18 protein-coding genes, 7 tRNA genes, 3 rRNA genes and 1 riboswitch are annotated in these 22,067 nt (G+C 38.8%); of the genes, 23 read left to right on the forward strand and 5 right to left on the reverse strand.

Going from position 1 to position 22,067, the window contains the following annotated elements; translation table 11 throughout:
- Positions 1 to 219: 219 nt before the first annotated feature.
- The 3 genes from CDZ89_RS04075 to CDZ89_RS04085 all read left to right on the forward strand — a co-directional run bounded on the left by CDZ89_RS04075 (position 220) and on the right by CDZ89_RS04085 (position 2,532).
- Positions 220 to 456, forward strand: a complete 237-nt coding sequence (locus tag CDZ89_RS04075) for a hypothetical protein (protein WP_096156836.1) — start codon at positions 220 to 222, stop codon at positions 454 to 456.
- 198 nt (positions 457 to 654) lie between these two features.
- Positions 655 to 2,004: a glucose-6-phosphate isomerase gene (locus CDZ89_RS04080; RefSeq protein WP_096156837.1), complete on the forward strand. Its 1,350-nt coding sequence runs from the start codon at positions 655 to 657 to the stop codon at positions 2,002 to 2,004.
- Positions 2,005 to 2,130: 126 nt separating this feature from the next.
- Entirely contained in the window at positions 2,131 to 2,532 is a 402-nt protein-coding gene (locus CDZ89_RS04085; RefSeq protein ID WP_096156838.1) for a YugN-like family protein, read from the forward strand.
- Here CDZ89_RS04085 and CDZ89_RS04090 read toward each other — a convergent pair.
- The gene (locus tag CDZ89_RS04090) at positions 2,529 to 3,539 is read right to left on the reverse strand and encodes a potassium channel family protein (RefSeq protein ID WP_198508228.1); all 1,011 of its coding nucleotides are present in this window, start codon (positions 3,537 to 3,539) and stop codon (positions 2,529 to 2,531) included. The two genes, CDZ89_RS04085 and CDZ89_RS04090, sit on opposite strands and share 4 nt — an antisense overlap.
- Positions 3,539 to 3,793, reverse strand: a complete 255-nt coding sequence (locus CDZ89_RS04095) for an atypical membrane-integrating protein (Mistic protein) (protein ID WP_227521433.1) — start codon at positions 3,791 to 3,793, stop codon at positions 3,539 to 3,541. Before CDZ89_RS04095 ends, CDZ89_RS04090 begins: the two co-directional genes overlap by 1 nt.
- A 114-nt stretch (positions 3,794 to 3,907) precedes the next feature.
- On the opposite strand from CDZ89_RS04095, the gene CDZ89_RS04100 reads away from it, so the two are divergent.
- Positions 3,908 to 4,090 carry an H-type small acid-soluble spore protein gene (locus CDZ89_RS04100; RefSeq protein ID WP_096156840.1) on the forward strand — a complete coding sequence of 61 codons (183 nt, stop codon included), beginning with the start codon at positions 3,908 to 3,910 and terminating at the stop codon, positions 4,088 to 4,090.
- 90 nt (positions 4,091 to 4,180) lie between these two features.
- On the opposite strand, the gene CDZ89_RS04105 is transcribed toward CDZ89_RS04100, so the two are convergent.
- Positions 4,181 to 5,347 (reverse strand): dicarboxylate/amino acid:cation symporter, encoded by a 1,167-nt coding sequence (locus CDZ89_RS04105; RefSeq protein ID WP_096156841.1) that lies wholly within the window; start codon positions 5,345 to 5,347, stop codon positions 4,181 to 4,183.
- Between the two features lie 335 nt (positions 5,348 to 5,682).
- Here CDZ89_RS04105 and proC point away from each other — a divergent pair, with 335 nt between their 5' ends.
- From proC to CDZ89_RS04145, 8 genes are all read left to right on the forward strand, one after another.
- A complete protein-coding gene (gene proC, locus CDZ89_RS04110; RefSeq protein WP_100333312.1) occupies positions 5,683 to 6,528 on the forward strand; it encodes a pyrroline-5-carboxylate reductase in 846 nt (281 codons plus the stop codon).
- 229 nt (positions 6,529 to 6,757) lie between these two features.
- The gene (locus CDZ89_RS04115) at positions 6,758 to 7,891 is read left to right on the forward strand and encodes a M20 family metallopeptidase (RefSeq protein WP_096156843.1); all 1,134 of its coding nucleotides are present in this window, start codon (positions 6,758 to 6,760) and stop codon (positions 7,889 to 7,891) included.
- Between the two features lie 267 nt (positions 7,892 to 8,158).
- Positions 8,159 to 8,242: riboswitch (cyclic di-GMP riboswitch) on the forward strand.
- Between the two features lie 156 nt (positions 8,243 to 8,398).
- Positions 8,399 to 9,385, forward strand: a complete 987-nt coding sequence (locus CDZ89_RS04120) for an ATP-binding protein (RefSeq protein ID WP_096156844.1) — start codon at positions 8,399 to 8,401, stop codon at positions 9,383 to 9,385.
- Positions 9,382 to 10,077: a hypothetical protein gene (locus CDZ89_RS04125; RefSeq protein ID WP_096156845.1), complete on the forward strand. Its 696-nt coding sequence runs from the start codon at positions 9,382 to 9,384 to the stop codon at positions 10,075 to 10,077. The genes CDZ89_RS04120 and CDZ89_RS04125 overlap by 4 nt, the downstream gene beginning before the upstream one ends.
- A gap of 13 nt (positions 10,078 to 10,090) precedes the next feature.
- The gene (locus CDZ89_RS04130; RefSeq protein WP_096156846.1) at positions 10,091 to 10,408 is read left to right on the forward strand and encodes an STAS domain-containing protein; all 318 of its coding nucleotides are present in this window, start codon (positions 10,091 to 10,093) and stop codon (positions 10,406 to 10,408) included.
- Positions 10,408 to 11,247, forward strand: coding sequence for a PP2C family protein-serine/threonine phosphatase (locus tag CDZ89_RS04135; protein ID WP_096156847.1), 840 nt, complete (start codon positions 10,408 to 10,410; stop codon positions 11,245 to 11,247). The genes CDZ89_RS04130 and CDZ89_RS04135 overlap by 1 nt, the downstream gene beginning before the upstream one ends.
- A gap of 12 nt (positions 11,248 to 11,259) precedes the next feature.
- On the forward strand, positions 11,260 to 13,344 hold the full coding sequence (locus CDZ89_RS04140; protein ID WP_096156848.1) for a FapA family protein: 2,085 nt from the start codon (positions 11,260 to 11,262) through the stop codon (positions 13,342 to 13,344).
- An 18-nt stretch (positions 13,345 to 13,362) separates the two neighbouring features.
- A complete protein-coding gene (locus CDZ89_RS04145) occupies positions 13,363 to 13,680 on the forward strand; it encodes an STAS domain-containing protein (RefSeq protein WP_096156849.1) in 318 nt (105 codons plus the stop codon).
- 234 nt (positions 13,681 to 13,914) lie between these two features.
- Here the strand turns inward: CDZ89_RS04145 and CDZ89_RS04155 are convergent, their stop codons facing one another.
- Entirely contained in the window at positions 13,915 to 14,595 is a 681-nt protein-coding gene (locus CDZ89_RS04155) for an MgtC/SapB family protein (protein ID WP_096156850.1), read from the reverse strand.
- Positions 14,596 to 14,715: 120 nt separating this feature from the next.
- On the opposite strand from CDZ89_RS04155, the gene CDZ89_RS04160 reads away from it, so the two are divergent.
- Positions 14,716 to 15,627 carry a DMT family transporter gene (locus CDZ89_RS04160; protein ID WP_096156851.1) on the forward strand — a complete coding sequence of 304 codons (912 nt, stop codon included), beginning with the start codon at positions 14,716 to 14,718 and terminating at the stop codon, positions 15,625 to 15,627.
- Positions 15,628 to 15,691: 64 nt separating this feature from the next.
- On the opposite strand, the gene CDZ89_RS04165 is transcribed toward CDZ89_RS04160, so the two are convergent.
- Positions 15,692 to 15,874: a hypothetical protein gene (locus CDZ89_RS04165; RefSeq protein WP_096156852.1), complete on the reverse strand. Its 183-nt coding sequence runs from the start codon at positions 15,872 to 15,874 to the stop codon at positions 15,692 to 15,694.
- Positions 15,875 to 16,322: 448 nt separating this feature from the next.
- Between CDZ89_RS04165 and CDZ89_RS04170 the strand changes: the two genes are divergently transcribed.
- From CDZ89_RS04170 to CDZ89_RS04215, 10 genes are all read left to right on the forward strand, one after another.
- Positions 16,323 to 17,923, forward strand: a 16S ribosomal RNA gene (locus CDZ89_RS04170).
- A 187-nt stretch (positions 17,924 to 18,110) separates the two neighbouring features.
- Positions 18,111 to 21,060: ribosomal RNA gene (locus tag CDZ89_RS04175) — 23S ribosomal RNA — on the forward strand.
- Positions 21,061 to 21,187: 127 nt separating this feature from the next.
- Positions 21,188 to 21,304, forward strand: a 5S ribosomal RNA gene (rrf, locus tag CDZ89_RS04180).
- The 16S, 23S and 5S rRNA genes sit together here with 7 tRNA genes alongside, the layout of an rRNA operon.
- An 11-nt stretch (positions 21,305 to 21,315) precedes the next feature.
- Positions 21,316 to 21,391: transfer RNA gene (locus tag CDZ89_RS04185), tRNA-Val, on the forward strand.
- 68 nt (positions 21,392 to 21,459) lie between these two features.
- Positions 21,460 to 21,535, forward strand: a tRNA-Thr gene (locus tag CDZ89_RS04190).
- A 21-nt stretch (positions 21,536 to 21,556) separates the two neighbouring features.
- A tRNA-Lys gene (locus CDZ89_RS04195) sits at positions 21,557 to 21,632 on the forward strand.
- 5 nt (positions 21,633 to 21,637) lie between these two features.
- A tRNA-Leu gene (locus CDZ89_RS04200) sits at positions 21,638 to 21,718 on the forward strand.
- Positions 21,719 to 21,732: 14 nt separating this feature from the next.
- Positions 21,733 to 21,807 (forward strand) — tRNA-Gly (locus CDZ89_RS04205).
- Positions 21,808 to 21,815: 8 nt separating this feature from the next.
- Positions 21,816 to 21,904, forward strand: a tRNA-Leu gene (locus tag CDZ89_RS04210).
- Positions 21,905 to 21,989: 85 nt separating this feature from the next.
- A tRNA-Arg gene (locus CDZ89_RS04215) sits at positions 21,990 to 22,066 on the forward strand.
- Position 22,067: the final 1 nt, after the last annotated feature.

Here is a 22,067-nt window from a genome sequence, read left to right on the forward strand (position 1 = left end):
GCCGAAGTTTTCAAAAGTAAATAATTTTACTTAAGAATGATTACTGTAACAAATTATATACTAAATTGAATTTGCTTGCATCTCTCTAGGCTTTTAGTATTGACAACTTTGCCCATGTATATTAAATAAATAGAAACTAGGATAAAACAATGAAAAAAATTTTTTGTATGAATAAAAAATGCATAAATAAGCCACTCTATAGTTAGGGTGGTGGTATGTATGGTTAAAAGAAAAGCCGCTGTTGCTCTTTCTATCTTTACAACATTGTTTGCTAGTGCTTGGTGGTTTCATACGGAACAAATAAAGGTTCATCCAGCACAAAATTCAGACCCAACACTAGTATTGATTGGAAATAATGCTGGACAAGTTACGGTTTATGAACCGTTTAAACCGCGTGAATATATTCGAGTAGTAGCAAAGAAAAAGAAAGAAAAAGAAGAAGTGGAACCAACCTGAAACGAAACGAGGTTACCAAAAAGAAGTCGGTTCATCGACTCTTTAGGTAACCTTGTTTATTTATCTTCTATTAATATGAAGAAAATAAGAACATTTTATTTGTATTCGCTTACAATTCACTACGGTTCTTGAATTCTCTTTCTTTATTAGGTAAAGTGAAGTTGGAATGGCAATTATGTTTTTTAGGAGGCAATGAAAATGACACATATTCGCTTTGATTATACGAAAGCTTTATCGTTTTTTGGCGAACACGAACTTACATACTTACAAGATGCAGTAAAAGTAGCACACCACTCTTTACACGAGAAAACTGGTGCGGGCAACGATTTTTTAGGTTGGGTAGAACTTCCGACAGATTATGATAAAGAAGAATTTTCTCGTATTGTTGCAAGTGCAGAGAAAATTAAAAGCGACTCGGATATCCTTTTAGTAGTAGGAATTGGTGGTTCTTACTTAGGAGCACGTGCGGCGATTGAAATGTTAAACCACTCTTTCTATAACGCTTTAACGAAAGAGCAACGTAAAACTCCACAAGTAGTTTTCGTTGGAAACAATATTAGTTCAACTTATATGAAAGATTTAATGGAATTAATCGAAGGAAAAGATTTCTCTATTAATGTTATTTCTAAATCAGGAACAACTACGGAGCCAGCTCTAGCTTTCCGTATTTTCCGTAAAATGTTAGAAGAGAAATACGGGAAAGAAGAAGCGCGTAAACGTATTTACGCAACAACAGACGAAGCACGTGGAGCATTAAAAACACTAGCTACAGAAGAAGGCTATGAATCATTCATTATTCCGGATGATGTTGGTGGACGTTATTCCGTTCTAACAGCTGTAGGTTTACTACCAATCGCCGTTTCTGGTGTGAATATTGAAGCGATGATGAAAGGTGCACAAGATGCTAGCATTGATTTAGAAAAATCAGAGCTATCCGAGAACATTGCTTACCAGTACGCAGCAGTCCGTAATGTCCTTTACAACAAGGGAAAAACGATTGAAATGCTTATTAACTACGAGCCAGGTTTACAATACTTCTCAGAATGGTGGAAGCAATTATTCGGCGAAAGTGAAGGAAAAGATCAGAAAGGTATTTTCCCTGCATCAGCAAACTTCTCTACAGACCTTCATTCTTTAGGTCAGTATGTACAAGAAGGCCGCCGTGACTTATTTGAAACCATTATTAAAGTAGAAAAACCTCGTCATGAATTAGTGATTGAAGAAGAAGCGTCAGATTTAGATGGCTTAAACTACTTAGCTGGTCAAACAGTAGACTTTGTAAACACGAAAGCTTACGAAGGAACGATGCTTGCTCACACAGACGGTGGCGTACCGAACTTAATCGTAAGTATTCCAGAAATGGATGCATACACATTCGGATACTTAGTATACTTCTTCGAAAAAGCATGTGCGATGAGCGGTTACTTATTAGGTGTCAACCCGTTTGATCAGCCAGGCGTAGAAGCTTATAAAGTAAACATGTTTGCTTTATTAGGTAAACCAGGATATGAAGATGTGAAAGCGGAATTAGAGAAGAGATTGAAATAAAGATAGTTGATATCTTGTCCGCATGTCAGTTTTTTTGCTGATTGTGCGGGCTTTTATCTATTTCAAGGGAAAGGAATGACAATCCCCCCAATAGGGCAACATATTCCTAAAAAGGGGGGTAAAGGCATGATTCCAATTCCTTCAAAAGTTGAAGGGCAAGAATTCCAATTATACAAATTAGAAAAAGAACTTAAACCGTTAGGCTATGTTATAGGTGGCGGCTGGGAATATGACCATGGTTATTTTGATTACAAAATAGATGACAAAGTAGGGTATCAATTCCTTCGTGTACCATTTCAATCAATTGATGGACAGTTGGACTCACATGGTGCAACCGTTGAAATTGGCCGCCCATTTTTATTAGCACATAAATACCAAGTTGGACTCGATGATAATGTACAAGTATGGAACAAATCGGCGTCTTTCAATCAATTTTCCGAACCACAAGACCCAGACGCCGAATTTCCAAAAGAATATGTAGAACTTGGTCATGCACTAGTAAAAGAACTCGAACAAATCTTAACTTAGTCTTTAATAACCAATAGTCTGTCTTGTTCCTCAATCTTAGTATGAAGAGGTGGATTCACCATTGTTTCCCCTCTTCTTTTAATTCCTATTAACAAAATCTTGCTTTGCAATAAAAAATTACTCATTTGTTCAAACGTCTTTTGTAAATCTTCCTCATTCACATCTAAATATTTTAATTTGCTTCCCTTTAGTTGATCTAACATATTCACCAAAGTAGTTGACATCCCGTTTGAAACCATACTATTTGTCATACAATAACTAGACAATAAATTTGTTTGAATAATTTCATCAGCACCAGCCCGCTTTGCATTATTCACTTGAGTAGCAGTTAATATTTCAGCTATCGTGTAAACCCTTGGATTTAAACCCTTCACTGCTAAAATCGTTAATACGGTGCCCATATCTGCTAACCGTTCATCTTTTCCTTGATCTGCAGTAATAATCACAATTTCGGCTTCACTAATATTCGCTTTTTTTAACGTTTCATCGTGGCAAGGGTTTCCTTTAATATAAAAAATAGTATTATGGTGCACGGGTATTTCCTTTAATGTTTCGTCAATCAATACAATGGACATTGGTTCACTAACTAATTCTTTCAGTTGCTCCATAGTTGCTCTAACTCTTTCATTCCATCCTATTACAATAATGTGTTTTGATCCTTTATAATCCACTTTACCCTCCGTATAAGCAGTCTGTGATGCGATAGCACCCGCTGCTAACGATACAAAATAAGTTGTAACAAAACCTGTACCAAATAAAATTAAAATAATTGCAATAACTCTGCCTAAAATAGTTATAGGAACGTAATCACCATATCCGAGTGTTGCAGTAGTTACAAATGCCCACCAAACTCCGTCAAAAATTAACGGAAATTCTTTAGGTTCTACAAAATGTATAACAATTCCAAAAAACAGGTTTATGATAAATATGACAGCGAGAATTCGTAAAATAAGCGGCCAGTGTAAAAAGTCAAAATAGTAAGGACCACGTATTTTTCTCCTAGCCATTATTCCTTCTCCTGTTTTGTATTCATGAAAGATAATACTTCTTTTATGATGGAATTTATTTTTTTCGTTAATGCTTCTTCACCAATAGCTTCCTTACCTAATTTAACTAACTCCATTACTTCTTCATCAAACACAATAACCTCTTTATCTTCCTCAGCCTCATTATATAATTCAATAAATTCATCCAAACTTTCATTCATTTGATCGATGGCTTGACTTAACTTAGCTTTCTCATCTGGATTTAGCTTCATCATCTTTCACCTCAATTACTATCATGGTCAAACTAGACATTTTGTAAAACTAACAAAAGCATAAATTCTAGTGTTTTTGGAAAAATAAACTGAACAATTAAGAGGAGTGAATAATGGATGGATCAAAGACGAGTAAAGCAAATATTATCTTCATCAGCAGATATTAATGTATTGTATCAGGGTGCTTCTGTTTGGATTGATGAACTTCACGAAGATGGCAGAACTGCAACAGTTCATTTAAGAGGACCATTAGAAGAGAGAACTACTGTAGATATTGGTGATTTGCAAGAAAGTGAATAGGAGAGGAAAGAGTCACACTGAACATGGTGTGGCTTTTTTAATGTATAAAAAAAACTCCTACTAATCTTTGTTAGTAGAAGTTTAATATCGTTAGCTAGCTTTTTTATTAGTCAACGCATCTACTGCATTCGCAATCGCACCGTCGCCAGTTACGTTACATGCTGTACCGAAGCTATCTTGCGCCATGTACAGGGCCATCATTAACGCTAGCATTGTTCCGTTAAATCCTAACATTGTGTCAAGTAAACCTAACGCCGCCATTACTGCTCCACCAGGAACACCAGGTGCTGCAATCATCGTTACACCTAACATCATAATGAATGGGAAAACTAAACCAAATGAAAATTCAAAACCATTAATGTACATTACTGCCATCGCACAAGAGACGATTGTAATCGTACTTCCGGAAAGATGAATCGTTGCAAGTAATGGTACAGCGAAATCTGCCACTTTCTCTTTCACGCCAATTTTCTTTGCTCTTTCTAAAGTAACAGGAATAGTAGATGCAGAAGACTGCGTTCCTAATGCTGTGAAGTATGCTGGTAACATACCTTTCATCATGGCAAAAGGATTTTTCTTCGAAATCGTTCCACTAATAATATACTGTAAAATTAACATGACAAAATGTAGCGCGATAATTAACACAAACACTTTAGCAAACACACTCATTATCGTTTGAACTTGTCCACCTTGAGTCATGTTCGCGAAAATACCTAAAATATGAACAGGTAATAATGGAATAATAATTTTAGAGATTACTAATTCGATAATAGAACGGAAGTCTACCATTACAGTTTTCAAAGAACTTCCTTTGATTGCTGCCATACCTAATCCAAGCGTGAATGCTAAAACTAGTGCAGTCATAACACCCATTACGGCAGGAATTTGAATTTCGAAAAATCCAGAAAGCATTGCATCTTCTGCACCGTCAAATGCATTGTTAGAAACACTATTTCCTAATATAGTAGGGAACAAGGTTACAGCTGCAAAATATGCTAGTAAACCAGCGACTATTGTGGATAAATAAGCTATTCCAGCTGTTATTCCTAGAAACTTTCCAGCTCCTTTACCTATATCACTAATACCAGGTGCGATGAACGCAATAATAATTAATGGAATGGCAAAGCCTAAAAATGCGCCGAAAATCCCATTAAACGTTACGAATAAACGAGTAAACCATTCAGGCATAAACGCCCCAATTAAAATCCCAAGAAAAATCGCCATAATAATTCTAGGTAAAAGTCCTATTTTCCTCATGTTGTTGTCCTCCTAGAAGATACAAATGTAATTTTGTTACCGCTTACATTCTACTATAATATATTCTCTATTAAAACATAAAAAAACATTTTCAAAGAAAAGTAACCTTATTAAATCTATTTCTTACATTTCAAATTTCTTCAAATTACTTGATTATTAGTGATAAATAGTGAAAAGGAGCATTTAACCTATACTATCTAGCAAATGTTACCGCTTACACTAACTATCTGGCCCTTATGCTCACTTCTTGTTGAAATATCCTTGAAACTGGATGTCTTCATGTTACGCTTATGTATGGAGAAACAACTTGAACGGAAAAACGAGGAGCGAAACGAATGCTAAAAAGAAAAACAATAGGATTTATTGGGGCGGGTTCGATGGCAGAAGCGATGATTTCTGGAATCGTTTCGTCAAACTTATTACCAAGTAATCAAATTATCGCTAGTAATCGCAACAACATAGACCGTTTAGCATCTTTAGAAAAAATGTACGGAATAAGAGGAGTAACAAAAAATCACCTTTTAATAAGTGAGTTAGATATTATTGTTTTGGCGATGAAGCCGAAAGATATTGAAATAGCTTTGGAAGATTTAAAACCATTCGTAAAACCACATCAATTAATATTATCTGTCATTGCTGGAGTTTCAACAGCAATGTTGGAAGAGAGATTACCTAATGGACAAGCTATTATTCGAGTAATGCCTAACACGTCAAGTACAATTGGTGAATCTGCGACAGCTATATCGCTAGGAAAAAACGCTACAGCTCAACATAGAAATATGACTGAACTGTTATTGTCCTCCATAGGGAAAGTATATGTGATAAAAGAAGAACAGATGGATATTTTCACTGGTGTTGCTGGAAGTGGTCCAGCCTACTTTTATTACTTAATGGAGCATATGGAAAAAACAGCAAAAGACGCTGGATTAGATCCAACCGTTACAAGAGAAGTAGTGGCACAGACAATATTTGGCGCTGCGAAAATGATTATGGATGGAAATGAGACCCCTTCACAATTACGTAAAAACGTGACATCTCCAAATGGAACAACGGCAGCAGGTTTATCTGCCCTGCGCAAAAATGGTGGAGGCAGTGCCATTTCAGCTGCCATAAAAAGTGCGACCCATCGTTCAAAAGAGCTTTGTGAAGAAAAAAATTCAAAAGAACTAATTTATAATTGAGTTACGTTTGATGTAGTAGTCATATATTATAAAAGGCACTCAATTAGTAAGGTAATTTCATAAAAAAAGGCTAGCAATCGCTATTTGTGATTTGCTAGCCTTTTGTGTCGTTCATGAATACTTTCTAACACTTTAAACGTAAATAGTAATATTTGATATAATAGCAGTACTAGTACTTACACATTATAAAAGTAAGAGTAACAAACTGAAGAAATTGGAGTTGTCTTTCGTGGAAAAGTATTTACGAGAAAAACAAGAAGAAATGCTACAACTAATAGAAAAGTTAGTGAATATAGATAGTGGCACACATTTCAAAACAGGTGTAGACAAAGTAGGTAGAATTTTAAAAAAGCAATACGAGCAACTTGGCTTTGTTGTTACTGTAAAAGAAGAAGAGAAGTTTGGAAACAACCTTATCATTAAACATAAAGACGCAGTAGATCCGAAAATTATATTAGTAGCACATATGGATACCGTTTTTCCAGAAGGGACAGTAGCAAAACGACCTTTTCGATTAGAAGGGGATATAGCATATGGTCCTGGTGTTGTTGACATGAAGTCTAGTCTTGTTGAAATGTTGTATGCTATTAGAGGCTTACAATATGAAAATCAAGACTGCTACAAAAACATTCAAATAATATTAAACAGTGATGAAGAAGTAGGATCGCCGAAATCTAAAAAGTTAATTGAAGAAGAAGCTGTTGGAAAAGAATATGCCCTTATTATGGAGCCCGCGAGGAAAGACGGTTCCCTTGTTTCGTCTAGACGAGGTGGTGGTAGGTACAAAATTATCGTGAAAGGGAAATCTGCTCACGCAGGAATCGAACCACAAAAAGGTCGCAGTGCAATTGAAGAACTAGCGTACAAAGTCATTCAACTAAATGGTTTAACAGATTATAAAAAAGGGATAAGTGTTAATGTTGGACTAATTGAAGGTGGTTCATCTGTAAATACGATACCACCCATGGCAGTTGCACATGTTGATATTCGTATTTCTGAGATAGAACAAGCGGAATACGTAGAACAAAAGATAAAAGAAATCTGTTCGATGAATGATGTGTCTGGTACCGAGATAACGTACAAAGGGGCAATTAATCGCCCGCCACTTGAAAAAAACGAACAAAATGAACAACTCTTTGATATTATTCAAGGTGTTGGAAAAGAGATAGGCCTCCAGTTTAAAGATACAGCAACAGGAGGAGGTTCAGATGCAGCATTTACCTCAGCAACTGGGGTCCCAACAATAGATGGATTAGGTCCTGTTGGAGGAAATGCACATAGTGAGAATGAATATGTAGAAATAAAAACACTTCCTGAACGTACTCTTTTATTAGCCAAAACAATAGAACGATTATCTGAGTGAGTTTCATATATGAAATTAATTCTATCTAACTAATTTTTTACCACTGCTTGTAACCGATGTCCCAACATGGAATAGGAGACAAGCTTTTTTAAAATTTAGTTTTCAACATGAATAGTTCATTAAAGTAAAACGAAAAATGAGACATATCGTGTATAATTTAGGACATTTCGCTTTGATATTAGGACATATTAAGAACCGTTATAGAATATGCTTTTCACCTAGCGTATAGTTAAGTTAATAGGAAAATAGTTGCAGTGTGATCCTTACCTTGGATAATAGCAAACTTACTGAAAAGTAAGGACGCAAAGCTACGGATCTAAAGCTTTAAGCAAAGATGGCCGAGTTACCGAAAAGGTTGGAACTGAAATGAAAAGGTATTTTACCTTCATTATCAGCGCCTACCAATCTAGTGGTAGGCGTTTTTTACTAATCTATTAAATATAACCCTAAAAAGTATGCGACAAAAAGAACTTATAGGAGACTTTCTCTTATAAGGGAGGGAACATATTGAAACGGCTCATCGATAAAGTTATAAATAGAAATCGAACCATTGAACTTACAAAAGCCCCAAATAATCCATTCTCACAAAAAGAGCTAACATATAATGAATATTCTTTTATTACTAAAAGAGGCTTTATTGTACGGAAAATAGCCCAATATTTAGATTTTAATGGAGAAGTTAGCAATTACCTATACAATCTTTCCTTAAACAAGCCGATGTTACAAATTAATGAATCTAGTGATGGATTAGAGCAAATTATTCATTTAAGCGAGCAACTTCTAACTTGGAACGAATCAAGAGAAGATATTCCTGCTGAAATAAAAGAATTAAACGTAAATAATGATATGAAAAACGCTCTTTTAAAAGTATATCATGTTCATAAAGATGATTTATTCTTACATTCTGAAAACGAATTCAAGAGTCCGACAAGTGATGCTCAAGCTAGTGAGTGGCAAATCTATCGAGAAGTAATTTACGCTGCAACACAAGGTAAGTTTTTATTAATTGATAAAGAAGAAATATCCAATTATAAAACAGACGATATCCTTTGTACGAAAGTAATAAAGGAACGTGCAGACATTCCTGCTAGTAGAGCGATTACGAAAGAAGCTCTAGATATGCGCGGGTATACTGGTCCGAAAACTATGGGGTTATTGTTAGTTCTTTCTGAAGCAATTACAAACGTCATTAAACATGCTGAGCATGGAAAGATGACGTTAATGGAATGTATGAATAGCAATGAACTAAGAATAATGGTAGAAGACATAGGTCCCGGTTTTCCGTTAAAAGAGCTACCGAAAAACACATTGTTAGCAGGTTATTCTACAAAAAAATCTCTAGGTCAAGGATTTACACTAATGATGAAAATGGCTAAAAGTGTAGCTTTATATACTTCCCCAACTGGTTCAACTCTTATCATTATTTTTGATAACTGTAATGTGAAAGCAGGGGATGAACCTAAAGCTTACTCGGAAGGAGTGAGCATGAAATGAATAGAAAATCATTACAAAAACGTATATGTAAACAGCTTAAAATTGTAATGTTTTTTCTTATTGTAATTTCAATTACTATCCATTTTTATTTTCCTAAGTTTTTAATTATATTTTCTATTATCTCTATCGTAATCATATTTTACATTACTAATTTTATTAATAAACAACTGTATGAAAATATAAATGTAATAAAAGAACAAGTTATTGAGTTAGATGGTGGAGAATTAATTCCTAGTAACATATATGACGGTGAAACAGAACTGAAAGAGATTTCAGAAGGAATTGGTAGAATTACTAAAAAAAGTGAGGAATTTATAGCTGTTACACAAAAACAAGCAATAAAAACTCAATGGTTATCTTTATCTCTAGAAGCAGATTCTTCTCACTCTGTTGAGAAAATGTATGAACTATCTACCGTTGATACAATGAAAAATCGCGAACAACTTCTTGAGCTTTCTGAGCTACTTGATGAAATAACTACTTATTTTTATGACAGTGATAATGAACTAAATAGTAACGCTATTATCGATAAGATAGAAAAAATTAGAGAAATTACTCAAAATCGTGCTTCTGCAACAACAGAAATAACGATTACGCTTTCTGATTTATTAAAGTCACTTCAACAACAATCGAGTGAATTATCTGATATTTCAATAAATCTCTTTAAACAAATAGAACAATTTAAAAAGTAAGGGAGGGCAACGTATGGGATTAACAATTAAGAAAGAAGTAGAAGGAAGTATGGTAACTTTCTATTTAAACGGAGTATTGGATATTACCACTAGTAATGCTATGGATCAATATTTACAAGATACAACTGAAATAGATACGTTAGTATTCGATCTAACAGAAATTGAATTTATAGACTCTACAGGAATTGGGTTAATTATTAATACGGTCTATGTTTCTCAAGAAAAGCATTTTAAGGTAAGACTTCAAGGTGTGGATGAGTTAACAAACGAAGTATTTGAAACAGTAGGATTATATCAAATTTTAGAGGCTATGCAAGGGGAGGTAGTGTAATGTATAAGAACCGATTACACTGTGAGAATATAGTTCCTCCCACTGTGAATGAATATAAATCTCTTGAGAGAGAAATCAATCTAGCAAAAAACATACAAACCTCTTTGCTTAATGGTAAAACCCCTAGTTTTAGCGGTGGAAAAGTATGTGGTGCATCCATCCCTGCAAGATTAATTGGAGGAGATTATTATGATTTTTATCCGCTAGTTAACGGAAAGATTAGAATTGTAATAGGGGATGTAATGGGAAAAGGAATACCAGCAGCTATGTTAATGATCTTAACACGAGGAGCATTTCGCAGTGCTGCTGAAAGCACACAATCTCCTGGTAAAACGTTAACATCCATGAACTACGCACTATATAACGATTTACGAACGTTAAAATCTTTTGTTACTTTATTTTGTGCGGATTGGGATCCAAACACAATGACGTTGACGTACGCAAATGCAGGTCATAATCTTCCTTTATACTTAAATCATAAAGAAAATAAAGTGGATCAGGTTCCAATTATTAAAGGGGTAATGGTTGGTGGATTACCAAATCAAATTTATAAAGAGGAATCTATAACACTTAATGAGAATGACACTATTTTCTTTTACACAGACGGAATTGTGGAGGCTGAAAATCCACAAGGTGAGCAATACAAGTTACTTAGACTTGTTGCTCATTTAGAAGATAACATTCATCAAGAAATAGAACAGTTAGAAAATAGTGTAATCGAATCTATAAACAACTTTACAAATGGTGCACCTCAAAAAGATGATATCACAATGGTGATTTTAAAAGTAAATAAACAAAATACCGATATCACTAGCGTGTCTTCTCCTTTAATTTGTTAGGAGGTAATACTCATGCAAACTATTCTCTCTAGTGGGAAGAACGTAACGACAGCAATTAAAGATGGTCTTGTTCTATTAGGGGTTACAATGCAGGAAGTAGAAATAGAAGTAGTAGACTATGGAAAAAAAGGGATGCTTGGTTTTGGAGGTAAGAAGGCGGTCGTAAAAATAACAAAAAAATCTCCTGTCGATAAATTAGATAAAGAAAAAAAGGAACAATTAGACACAGAAGGACTTGTTGACCGTTACTTTGAAGAAATAGAAGAAAATCAAGAAATTCCACAAAAAGACTTAACAGAAAATACCCCAACCTTTTCAGAAACACCGGTAAAACAGGAAGTTAAAAAGTCTGGAAAAGTATGGGTGGTAGATGGGGAACTTCATTACGAGTTAGGCGAAGATAGATTTCCAACAGTCGTTGTAACTCCACCTGTTAAAATATATAAAAATAATGAAAGTACTTCCGAAGAGCAACTCATTATTACTGGTAAAGATAAAGTGAAATTACTCGTTGAAGACGAAGTGATAAAATCTCATTGGAAAGCTTATATGGATGAACAAAAGCTGAACGTTTACCTAGAAATAACACCAGGTTATAAAATTAATAGAAAAATAGTAGATGTAGCTCCGGAGTTCGATATTAAAATTACCGCTTCAGAAGAAAAAATTAAATACAATGACTTGTCATATGCAGAAGTCCTAAGTAAATTAGAAGCATTAAGAGTAAAACAAGGATTTAAACATTCCGAAATTAACAAAGCTATTGAAACGCTAGAACCTGGTTTGTTTATAATTGCAAGTGGCCTAAAACCAAAAGAAGGTAAAAATGGCTGGGTCGAAGTGAAGGTAGATGTTGAGCCAGTAACAGGTCCAGTAGAGAAAAAGGACGGTACAGTAGATTTTAAAGAGATGAAACGCATTCCGACAGTTGAAAGAGGAAAGATTATCGCAATTGTACATGATCCTATTCCAGGTGAGGTCGGTTATACAGTTACGAATGAACCTTTACTTGCCAAACAAACAATCCCAGTACATTTGAAAACTGCAAAAGGAACCGTCTTGCATGAAGAAAAAGTAATCGCAAGTGATTCCGGAAGACCATTCATAGAAAAACGTGGCCAGTATGTAACAACATCTATTCTTTCGAAGTTAACTCATAAAGGAAATGTAAATTTAGCTAGTGGTAACATTAGATTTACAGGGGATGTTGAAATTTTAGGTGAAATAGAAGACGGTATGAAGGTTGAAGCGGATGGTGATATTACCGTCGAGAAAACTATTAACAGTTCTCAAGTAAGTGCTTCAGGAGGAATCATAGCCTACAGTAATGTTGTAGGATCGGAGTTGTCGGCTGGAAAGAATAACATGCTAATCGCCGAACTAGGACACTTGATCGGATTAATTCATTCGAATGTTGAAAAAATAATTTCCTTAATAAAACAGTTGTCGAAATCGCCAGCTTTTAAGTCTAACGATTTAACATCTGTAGGATTACAACCATTAATAAACATACTATTAGAAAAAAAATTCAAAGGCTTTAAGCCTTTAGTAAAGAAATATGTAGACGTAGTAAAGAGAGGCGAAGACTTTTTAGTAGATGATTCATGGAGACAAGTAGCGGTAACTTTATCTCAAATTTTTCTATCACTATCCAAAGAAAGAATGACTATAGATGCGCTAATCATGTTATCTGAAAAGATGAAAGTCCTTTACGAAATAAGCAAAGCGCCAGTAGAGCCAGATTCCTATATTACCATTTCAAGTGCGCTAAACAGTAAACTATACTGTAGTGGAAACGTATTGATATTAGGACAAAGTTGTGTGAACACAAAAATTCATGCAGGTGGGACATTAAAGATATCTGGTATTTTGCGTGGTGGAGAAGTATATGGAAGATTAGGTGTTGAATTAAATGAAGTTGGTGCAACGATGGGAACGACTACATTAGTTGCTGTTCCTAACGACCAAGTAATAAAGATAAAAAATGCAATGGAAGGTACTATTATTAAAATAGGCAACGCAAAATACACCTTCAAAGATACGAAGCGTCATGTAAAGGCGAGATTAAATGAAGAGGAACAAATAATGTTTGAATAGTAATGCGGGAGGTGTACAATGTTTGTTTATTGTTTAGAAGTAGATGAATGTTCACTTGAAGTGCTGTTAAGCGGCGATCTAGATATAGAAGGAACAGAAGTAATGGAATACGAATTAGTTCCCAATTTACTTCACTCTAAAAAAGTGAACATAAACTTTAAAGATGTAGCCTTTGTTGATTCAACAGGAATGGGACTATTAATTAATTTAGTTCAAACATTAACAGAACAAGATATTCAAATCACCATTTCGAATGTTAGAAGTGAAATAATGGAAGTGTTTGACTTGTTACAATTGCCTCAAATTATCGGCGAAGAATTGTTTATTAATAACTGACGATTCGATTAATGAACGTGCTTAACAAAAAAGCTTATGAAGATTTAACTAATTTTCATAAGCTTTTTTATAGTAATGTAGTTATGGACCTAGGGGTAGTCGAAACCCCGCTTCTGCAATGCCATTGCAGCGTACTCCCATTATACGATAGGCCCTCTAGTGAATCGTAAATAATAGAGCATACTTTTGTCAATGATTTTAAGTGAATTAGAGAATTGAATGAATATGCAGCATTTAAATGTTCTCTATTTCAATACTAGTAATACCTTCAATTTTTTGCACGGTATAATAAATATCAGTTGTTCTACGTTTTTGGTCAACTAATATTTTCAACTGAACTAAATGACTGTCAGATTGGTCTTTAATACGAACATTCTTAATGGAGATATCATCTTTTTTAATTTCATCAATAACTTTAGCAATATCATCTGCAAGTGTTAATGTTAATTGTAAAAAGATTTCTTTTTCCTTTAACTTTCTTGGTCCTAATACAGAAATCATTAATGGAATAATCTCAACACTAATTATTAATAAAGCAACACCTGCAAAAGCTTCTAAGTAAAAGCCTGCTCCTGTAGCTATACCAACTCCAGCAGCTCCCCAAATTAATGCGGCTGTAGTTAAACCCGTAATAGTGTCATTCCCTTTTCTTAAAATAACCCCTGCACCGAGAAAACCAATACCACTTACAATCTGTGCTGCTAAACGAAGTGGGTCCATCGTAATTTGTACATAATCACTATCACCAAATAAGTATGCAGATTCAATAGAGACAATTGTGAGTAAACAACTTACAATAGAAATAACTAAACATGTTTTTAAGCCGAGTGGCTTTCTTTTTAATTCCCGTTCAAGTCCTATAATTAATCCAAGCACTGCAGATATACATAATTTTATTAAAATCTCAGTTTCCACGTCTAATTGAACTCCTCTCTAAGTTGTTATCTGTTGAACAAAAAATAAATGATTAGAAAATTATAACAAAATTCAGTAAAATTAGATATATAAAACATCACATGTATAGGAGAACACACCATGAACAAAATTTTGAATCCTTATTTTGCACTTGCAATTGGAGTAATAACTGTATCACTCTCTGCTATATTTGTTAAATTAGCTGAAGCGCCAGCGCCAGTTATCGCTTTTTACCGATTATTATTCTCCGTTTTGCTTATTACGCCAATATTCTTATATAAATATGTAGGTGAGATAAAGGCTATTACAAGAAAGGATTTCATTTTCTCTAGTATAGCTGGTATTTTTTTAGCATTTCATTTCATTTTATGGTTCGAATCGTTGAACTATACGAGTGTTGCGAGCTCCACTGTGTTAGTTACTCTTCAGCCATTGTTTGCTTTTATCGGAACTTATATATTCTTTAAAGAAAAGTTAAGTAATAAAGCATTGATTAGTGGCGGACTAGCAGTTTTAGGGAGTGTTATTATTAGTTGGGGAGATTTCCAAACTAGTGGCATAGCATTGTTCGGAAACTTTTTAGCATTAGTAGCATGTGCGCTAGTCACTGCCTATTTAATGTTTGGCCAAAATGTTAGAAAAAGATTATCACTAATAACTTATACATTTATTGTTTATGGTTCTAGTACACTTACCCTTTTTATATACGTTTTAATCTTTGGCTATTCTTTTACAGGATATCATTCATCTGACTGGATGTGGTTTTTGCTCTTGGCAATATTCCCAACCTTACTGGGGCATTCTCTGTTTAATTGGGCTGTTAAGTGGATAAGTACGAATATCATTTCTATGAGTATATTATTAGAACCTATTGGAGCGGCTATTTTAGCTTACTTTATCTTAAATGAAGTAATTACATGGACGCAATTCCTAGGAGGAGCAGTCGTTTTGTTTAGTGTAGGATATTTTATTAGAAATAATGAAGTTCGAGATAAGTCATTATCAAAGGTTCAACGTAAAAAAGTTAGTTGAAATAAGAACATGCCCTTCATAAGCTGTGTGGAGGGCATGTTAATTTGTATTAAATTTAGTAAGATTAAATAAATTTATTAGCAAACAAGGCAAATACCATTGCCAGTGAAAAACTAAAGATAATACCTTCTCCACGAACCTTCCCTTTTTTATTAAACATTTTTATTCCTTCGAAGTATCCGTATAGAAATAATAAGATAGAAGATAATAGAGCGACAATCATTGCTATATTTTGAACAACATCCACAGGTAACCCTCCTAGTAAAGTTAATATGAGTTACTAGATTATACGACGGCGGTTTAAAAAGTATTCTTCCATTTTGGGAATTACTAATAGTTTTATGTTCATGTATAAAACATCTAATAAAATTGCTGTAGTTTTCTTAAATAGTTAAATAGAATTAATAGGTTAAAATTTATGGATTAATTTTTCAAAAAGGTATTGCAAAATAATTTAGATGATGTTATATTTAATTTCGTCGCCGCGAGATGGTGACAAGCAGAAAAAACAATGAAAATGTTCTTGACTTTACAAGGACAAGTTGTTATGATGATAAAGTCGCTTTTATGAGCGGTGGTCAAAAAATGTTCTTTGAAAACTAAACAAAACAACAGCGTGTAAGTTAATCTTTAAGATTAACAACAAACAATTAATTGACATTAGTCAGCAACAAAATGAGCATAAGCTCAAACACTCTTCGGAGAGTTTGATCCTGGCTCAGGACGAACGCTGGCGGCGTGCCTAATACATGCAAGTCGAGCGAATCTGATAAAAGCTTGCTTTTGTCAGGATAGCGGCGGACGGGTGAGTAACACGTGGGCACCCTGCCTGTAAGACTGGGATAACTTCGCGAAACCGGAGCTAATACCGGATAATATAAAGAACCTCCTGGTTCTGTATTGAAAGATGGTTTCGGCTATCACTTACAGATGGGCCCGCGGCGCATTAGCTAGTTGGTGAGGTAACGGCTCACCAAGGCAACGATGCGTAGCCGACCTGAGAGGGTGATCGGCCACACTGGGACTGAGACACGGCCCCGACTCCTACGGGAGGCAGCAGTAGGGAATCTTCCACAATGGACGAAAGTCTGATGGAGCAACGCCGCGTGAGCGATGAAGGCCTTCGGGTCGTAAAGCTCTGTTGTTAGGGCATAAGAAGTACCGGAGTAACTGCCGGTGCCTTGACGGTACCTAAGCAGAAAGCCACGGCTAACTACGTGCCAGCAGCCGCGGTAATACGTAGGTGGCAAGCGTTGTCCGGAATTATTGGGCGTAAAGCGCGCGCAGGCGGTTTCTTAAGTCTGATGTGAAAGCCCTCGGCTCAACCGTGGAGGGTCATTGGAAACTGGGAAACTTGAGTGCAGAAGAGGAAAGTGGAATTCCACGGGTAGCGGTGAAATGCGTAGAGATGTGGAGGAATACCAGTGGCGAAGGCGACTTACAGGTCTGTAACTGACGCTGAGGCGCGAAAGCGTGGGGCGCAAACAGGATTAGATACCCTGGTAGTCCACGCCGTAAACGATGAGTGCTAAGTGTTAGGGGGTTTCCGCCCCTTAGTGCTACAGCTAACGCATTAAGCACTCCGCCTGGGGAGAACGGTCGCAAGACTGGAACTCAACGGAATTGACGGGGGCCCGCCCAAGCGGTGGAGCATGTGGTTTAATTCGAAGCAACGCGAAGAACCTTACCAGGTCTTGACATCCTTTTGCCTTCCCTAGAGATAGGGCGTTCCCCTTCGGGGGACAAAAGTGACAGGTGGTGCATGGTTGTCGTCAGCTCGTGTCGCGCGATGTTGGGTTAAGTCCCGCAACGAGCGCAACCCTGGATCTTAGTTGCAAGCATTAAGTGGGGCACTCTAAGATGACTGCCGGTGACAAACCGGAGGAAGGTGGGGATGACGTCAAATCATCATGCCCCTTATGACCTGGGCTACACACGTGCTACAATGGACGGTACAAAGGGCAGCAAAACCGCGAGGTCGAGCCAATCCCATAACACCGTTCTCCGTTCGGATTGTAGGCTGCAACTCGCCGCCGTGAAGCTGGAGTCGATAGTAATCGCGGATCAGCATGCCGCGGTGAATACGTTCCCGGGCCTGGTACACACCGCCCGTCACACCATGAGAGTTTGTAACACCCGAAGTCGGTGGGGTAACCTGGGCACAACTTAGCCTCTTATAATTATGATAGGAAGTTAAGTTGTGCCGAGGAGCCAGCCGCCTAAGGTGGGACAGGTGATTGGGGTGAAGTCGTAACAAGGTAGCCGTATCGGAAGGTGCGGCGGGATCACCTCCTTTCTAAGGAATAATACGCTTGTTGTTTGTTTAGTTTTGAGAGAGCATTCCTCTTTCAAACTTTAGATAGTATAAAAGCTATCGAACCATGTTCTTTGAAAACTAGATAACATAAGTAATGTCAAGATACATCAAAAGTATCGTTCATCTTAGTAAATTTTCTTTATTAGATATCTATTCGCGATATCGAGGTTAAGTTATTAAGGGCGCACGGTGGATGCCTTGGCACTAGGCGCCGATGAAGGACGGGACTAACACCGATATGCTTTGGGGAGCTGTAAGTGAGCTTTGATCCAGAGATTACCGAATGGGGAAACCCACTACTCGTAATGGAGTAGTATCTTTACCTGAATACCTAGGGTAATGAAGGCAGACCCGGGGAACTGAAACATCTAAGTACCCGGAGGAAGAGAAAGCAAACGCGATTTCCTGAGTAGCGGCGAGCGAAACGGAATTAGCCCAAACCAAGAGGCTTGCCTCTTGGGGTTGTAGGACACTCAACATGGAGTTACAAAGGAACGGGGTAAATGAAGCGACCTGGAAAGGTCAGCCGTAGAAGGTAAAAGCCCTGTAGTTGAAACTTTGTTCCCTCCTGAGTGGATCCTGAGTACGGCGGGACACGAGAAATCCCGTCGGAAGCAGGGAGGACCATCTCCCAAGGCTAAATCCTCCCTAGTGACCGATAGTGAACCAGTACCGGGAGGGAAAGGTGAAAAGCACCCCGGAAGGGGAGTGAAAAGATCCTGAAACCGTGTGCCTACGAGTAGTTAGAGCCCTATGTTTTTTCTTCGGAAAAAACCCGGGTGATAGCGTGCCTTTTGTAGAATGATCCGGCGAGTTACGATCCCGTGCAAGGTTAAGTCGATGAGACGGAGCCGTAGCGAAAGCGAGTCTGAATAGGGCGAATGAGTACGTGGTCGTAGACCCGAAACCAGGTGATCTACCCATGTCCAGGGTGAAGTTCAGGTAACACTGAATGGAGGCCCGAACCCACGCACGTTGAAAAGTGCGGGGATGAGGTGTGGGTAGGAGTGAAATGCCAATCGAACCTGGAGATAGCTGGTTCTCGCCGAAATAGCTTTAGGGCTAGCCTCATGTGTCAGAGTCTTGGAGGTAGAGCACTGATTGGACTAGGGGCCCTCATCGGGTTACCGAATTCAGTCAAACTCCGAATGCCAAAGACTTCTCCATGGGAGTCAGACTGCGAGTGATAAGATCCGTAGGCAAGAGGGAAACAGCCCAGACCGCCAGCTAAGGTCCCAAAGTATACGTTAAGTGGAAAAGGATGTGGAGTTGCTTAGACAACCAGGATGTTGGCTTAGAAGCAGCCACCATTTAAAGAGTGCGTAATAGCTCACTGGTCGAGTGACTCTGCGCCGAAAATGTACCGGGGCGAAACGTATCACCGAAGCTGCGGACTGTTCTTACGAACAGTGGTAGGAGAGCGTTCTAAGGGCGTTGAAGCTAGACCGTAAGGACTGGTGGAGCGCTTAGAAGTGAGAATGCCGGTATGAGGAGCGAAAGATGGGTGAGAATCCCATCCACCGAATGCCTAAGGTTTCCTGAGGAAGGCTCGTCCGCTCAGGGTTAGTCAGGACCTAAGCCGAGGCCGAAAGGCGTAGGCGATGGATAACAGGTTGATATTCCTGTACCCCCTTCACTCCGTTTGACCAATGGGGGGACGCAGGAGGATAGGGTAAGCGCGCTGTTGGATATGCGCGTCCAAGCAGTAAGGCTGAGACGTAGGCAAATCCGCTTCTCATAAAGGCTGAGCTGTGATGGCGAGGGAAATTTAGTACCGAAGTTCCTGATTTCACACTGCCAAGAAAAGCCTCTAGCGAGGAGAATGGTGCCTGTACCGCAAACCGACACAGGTAGGCGAGGAGAGAATCCTAAGGTGAGCGAGAGAACTCTGGTTAAGGAACTCGGCAAAGTGACCCCGTAACTTCGGGAGAAGGGGGGCTCGGTTAGGGTGTTAAAGCCCGAGAGAGCCGCAGTGAATAGGCCCAGGCGACTGTTTAGCAAAAACACAGGTCTCTGCGAAGCCGCAAGGCGAAGTATAGGGGCTGACGCCTGCCCGGTGCTGGAAGGTTAAGGGGAGAGGTTAGCGCAAGCGAAGCTTTGAACCGAAGCCCCAGTAAACGGCGGCCGTAACTATAACGGTCCTAAGGTAGCGAAATTCCGTGTCGGGTAAGTTCCGACCCGCACGAAAGGCATAACGATCTGGGCACTGTCTCAACCAGAGACTCGGTGAAATCATAGTACCTGTGAAGATGCAGGTTACCCGCGACAGGACGGCAAGACCCCGTGGAGCTTTACTGTAGCCTGATATTGAATTTTGGGACAGCTTGTACAGGATAGGTAGGAGCCTGAGAAGCCGGAGCGCTAGCTTCGGTGGAGGCGTCGGTGGGATACTACCCTGGCTGTATTGAAATTCTAACCCGCACCCCTAATCGGGGTGGGAGGCAGTGTCAGGTGGGCAGTTTGACTGGGGCGGTCGCCTCCTAAAGAGTAACGGAGGCGCCCAAAGGTTCCCTCAGAATGGTTGGAAATCATTCGTAGAGTGTAAAGGCACAAGGGAGCTTGACTGCGAGACCTACATGTCGAGCAGGGACGAAAGTCGGGCTTAGTGATCCGGTGGTTCCGCATGGAAGGGCCATCGCTCAACGGATAAAAGCTACCTCGGGGATAACAGGCTTATCTCCCCCAAGAGTCCACATCGACGGGGAGGCTTGGCACCTCGATGTCGGCTCATCGCATCCTGGGGCTGTAGTCGGTCCCAAGGGTTGGGCTGTTCGCCCAGTAAAGCGGTACGCGAGCTGGGTTCAGAACGTCGTGAGACAGTTCGGTCCCTATCCGTCGTGGGCGCAGGAAATTTGAGAGGAGCTGTCCTTAGTACGAGAGGACCGGGATGGACGCGCCGCTGGTGTACCAGTTGTCTTGCCAAAGGCATAGCTGGGTAGCTACGTGCGGACGGGATAAGTGCTGAAAGCATCTAAGCATGAAGCCCCCCTCAAGATGAGCTTTCCTTTAGCGCCAGCTAGTAAGATCCCTGAAAGATGATCAGGTAGATAGGTTCGAGGTGGAAGCGTGGCGACACGTGTAGCTGACGAATACTAATAGATCGAGGACTTAACCAAATTAGAACGATACAATCACTTTCTTGACAGGAAAATATGTTATCTAGTTTTGAAAGAACATAAAAGAGTAAAAAACTCTTGATTTTCTTTCAAAAGTGACTATAATTATTTTATGTCACACTAATAGTCTGGTAATGATGGCGAAGAGGCCACACCCGTTCCCATACCGAACACGGAAGTTAAGCTCTTCAGCGCCGATGGTAGTTGGGGGCTGTCCCCCTGTGAGAGTAGGACGTTGCCAGGCTGTTATATATCGGAGGATTAGCTCAGCTGGGAGAGCACCTGCCTTACAAGCAGGGGGTCGGCGGTTCGATCCCGTCATCCTCCACCAAAGTTTTTTCACGCTAGTGAAAATAACTTACATTTCACGCTAGTAAAAATAACTTACATTTAAATTTAGCCGGTGTAGCTCAGTTGGTAGAGCAACTGACTTGTAATCAGTAGGTCGTGGGTTCGACTCCTATCGCCGGCACCACTTTACCTTTATATTTATTTAGTGCCATTAGCTCAGTTGGTAGAGCATCTGACTTTTAATCAGAGGGTCGAAGGTTCGAATCCTTCATGGCACACCATCTACGCGGGTGTGGCGGAATTGGCAGACGCGCTAGACTTAGGATCTAGTGTCTTTGACGTGGGGGTTCGAGTCCCTTCACCCGCATAATAGAATAGCTAGCGGAAGTAGTTCAGTGGTAGAACACCACCTTGCCAAGGTGGGGGTCGCGGGTTCGAATCCCGTCTTCCGCTCCAACAGAAGTGCCGGGGTGGCGGAACTGGCAGACGCACAGGACTTAAAATCCTGCGGTAGGTGACTACCGTACCGGTTCGATTCCGGTCCTCGGCACCAAACTTTTTTCACTTAGTGAAAATAAGTATCCTTGAATTGCACAAAAGGTATTAAATTTTGACTGCAGTAAAACAAGAAATAAATAGCGCCCGTAGCTCAATTGGATAGAGCGTTTGACTACGGATCAAAAGGTTAGGGGTTCGAGTCCTCTCGGGCGCGCCAT

This window comes from Bacillus alkalisoli, assembly GCF_002797415.1.
GTDB lineage: Bacteria > Bacillota > Bacilli > Bacillales > Bacillaceae_I > Bacillus_CD > Bacillus_CD alkalisoli.

Bases quoted from the DNA above. Each gene is read 5' to 3' on its own strand.
- CDZ89_RS04100 (WP_096156840.1), top strand. From the start codon at position 3,908: ATGGATCAAAGACGAGTAAAGCAAATATTATCTTCATCAGCAGATATT.
- CDZ89_RS04075 (WP_096156836.1), top strand. From the start codon at position 220: ATGGTTAAAAGAAAAGCCGCTGTTGCTCTTTCTATCTTTACAACATTG.
- CDZ89_RS04130 (WP_096156846.1), top strand. From the start codon at position 10,091: ATGGGATTAACAATTAAGAAAGAAGTAGAAGGAAGTATGGTAACTTTC.
- CDZ89_RS04160 (WP_096156851.1), top strand. From the start codon at position 14,716: ATGAACAAAATTTTGAATCCTTATTTTGCACTTGCAATTGGAGTAATA.
- CDZ89_RS04085 (WP_096156838.1), top strand. From the start codon at position 2,131: ATGATTCCAATTCCTTCAAAAGTTGAAGGGCAAGAATTCCAATTATAC.
- CDZ89_RS04140 (WP_096156848.1), top strand. From the start codon at position 11,260: ATGCAAACTATTCTCTCTAGTGGGAAGAACGTAACGACAGCAATTAAA.
- CDZ89_RS04095 (WP_227521433.1), bottom strand. From the start codon at position 3,793: ATGATGAAGCTAAATCCAGATGAGAAAGCTAAGTTAAGTCAAGCCATC.
- CDZ89_RS04125 (WP_096156845.1), top strand. From the start codon at position 9,382: ATGAATAGAAAATCATTACAAAAACGTATATGTAAACAGCTTAAAATT.
- CDZ89_RS04135 (WP_096156847.1), top strand. From the start codon at position 10,408: ATGTATAAGAACCGATTACACTGTGAGAATATAGTTCCTCCCACTGTG.
- CDZ89_RS04145 (WP_096156849.1), top strand. From the start codon at position 13,363: ATGTTTGTTTATTGTTTAGAAGTAGATGAATGTTCACTTGAAGTGCTG.
- CDZ89_RS04080 (WP_096156837.1), top strand. From the start codon at position 655: ATGACACATATTCGCTTTGATTATACGAAAGCTTTATCGTTTTTTGGC.
- CDZ89_RS04105 (WP_096156841.1), bottom strand. From the start codon at position 5,347: ATGAGGAAAATAGGACTTTTACCTAGAATTATTATGGCGATTTTTCTT.
- proC (WP_100333312.1), top strand. From the start codon at position 5,683: ATGCTAAAAAGAAAAACAATAGGATTTATTGGGGCGGGTTCGATGGCA.
- CDZ89_RS04090 (WP_198508228.1), bottom strand. From the start codon at position 3,539: ATGGCTAGGAGAAAAATACGTGGTCCTTACTATTTTGACTTTTTACAC.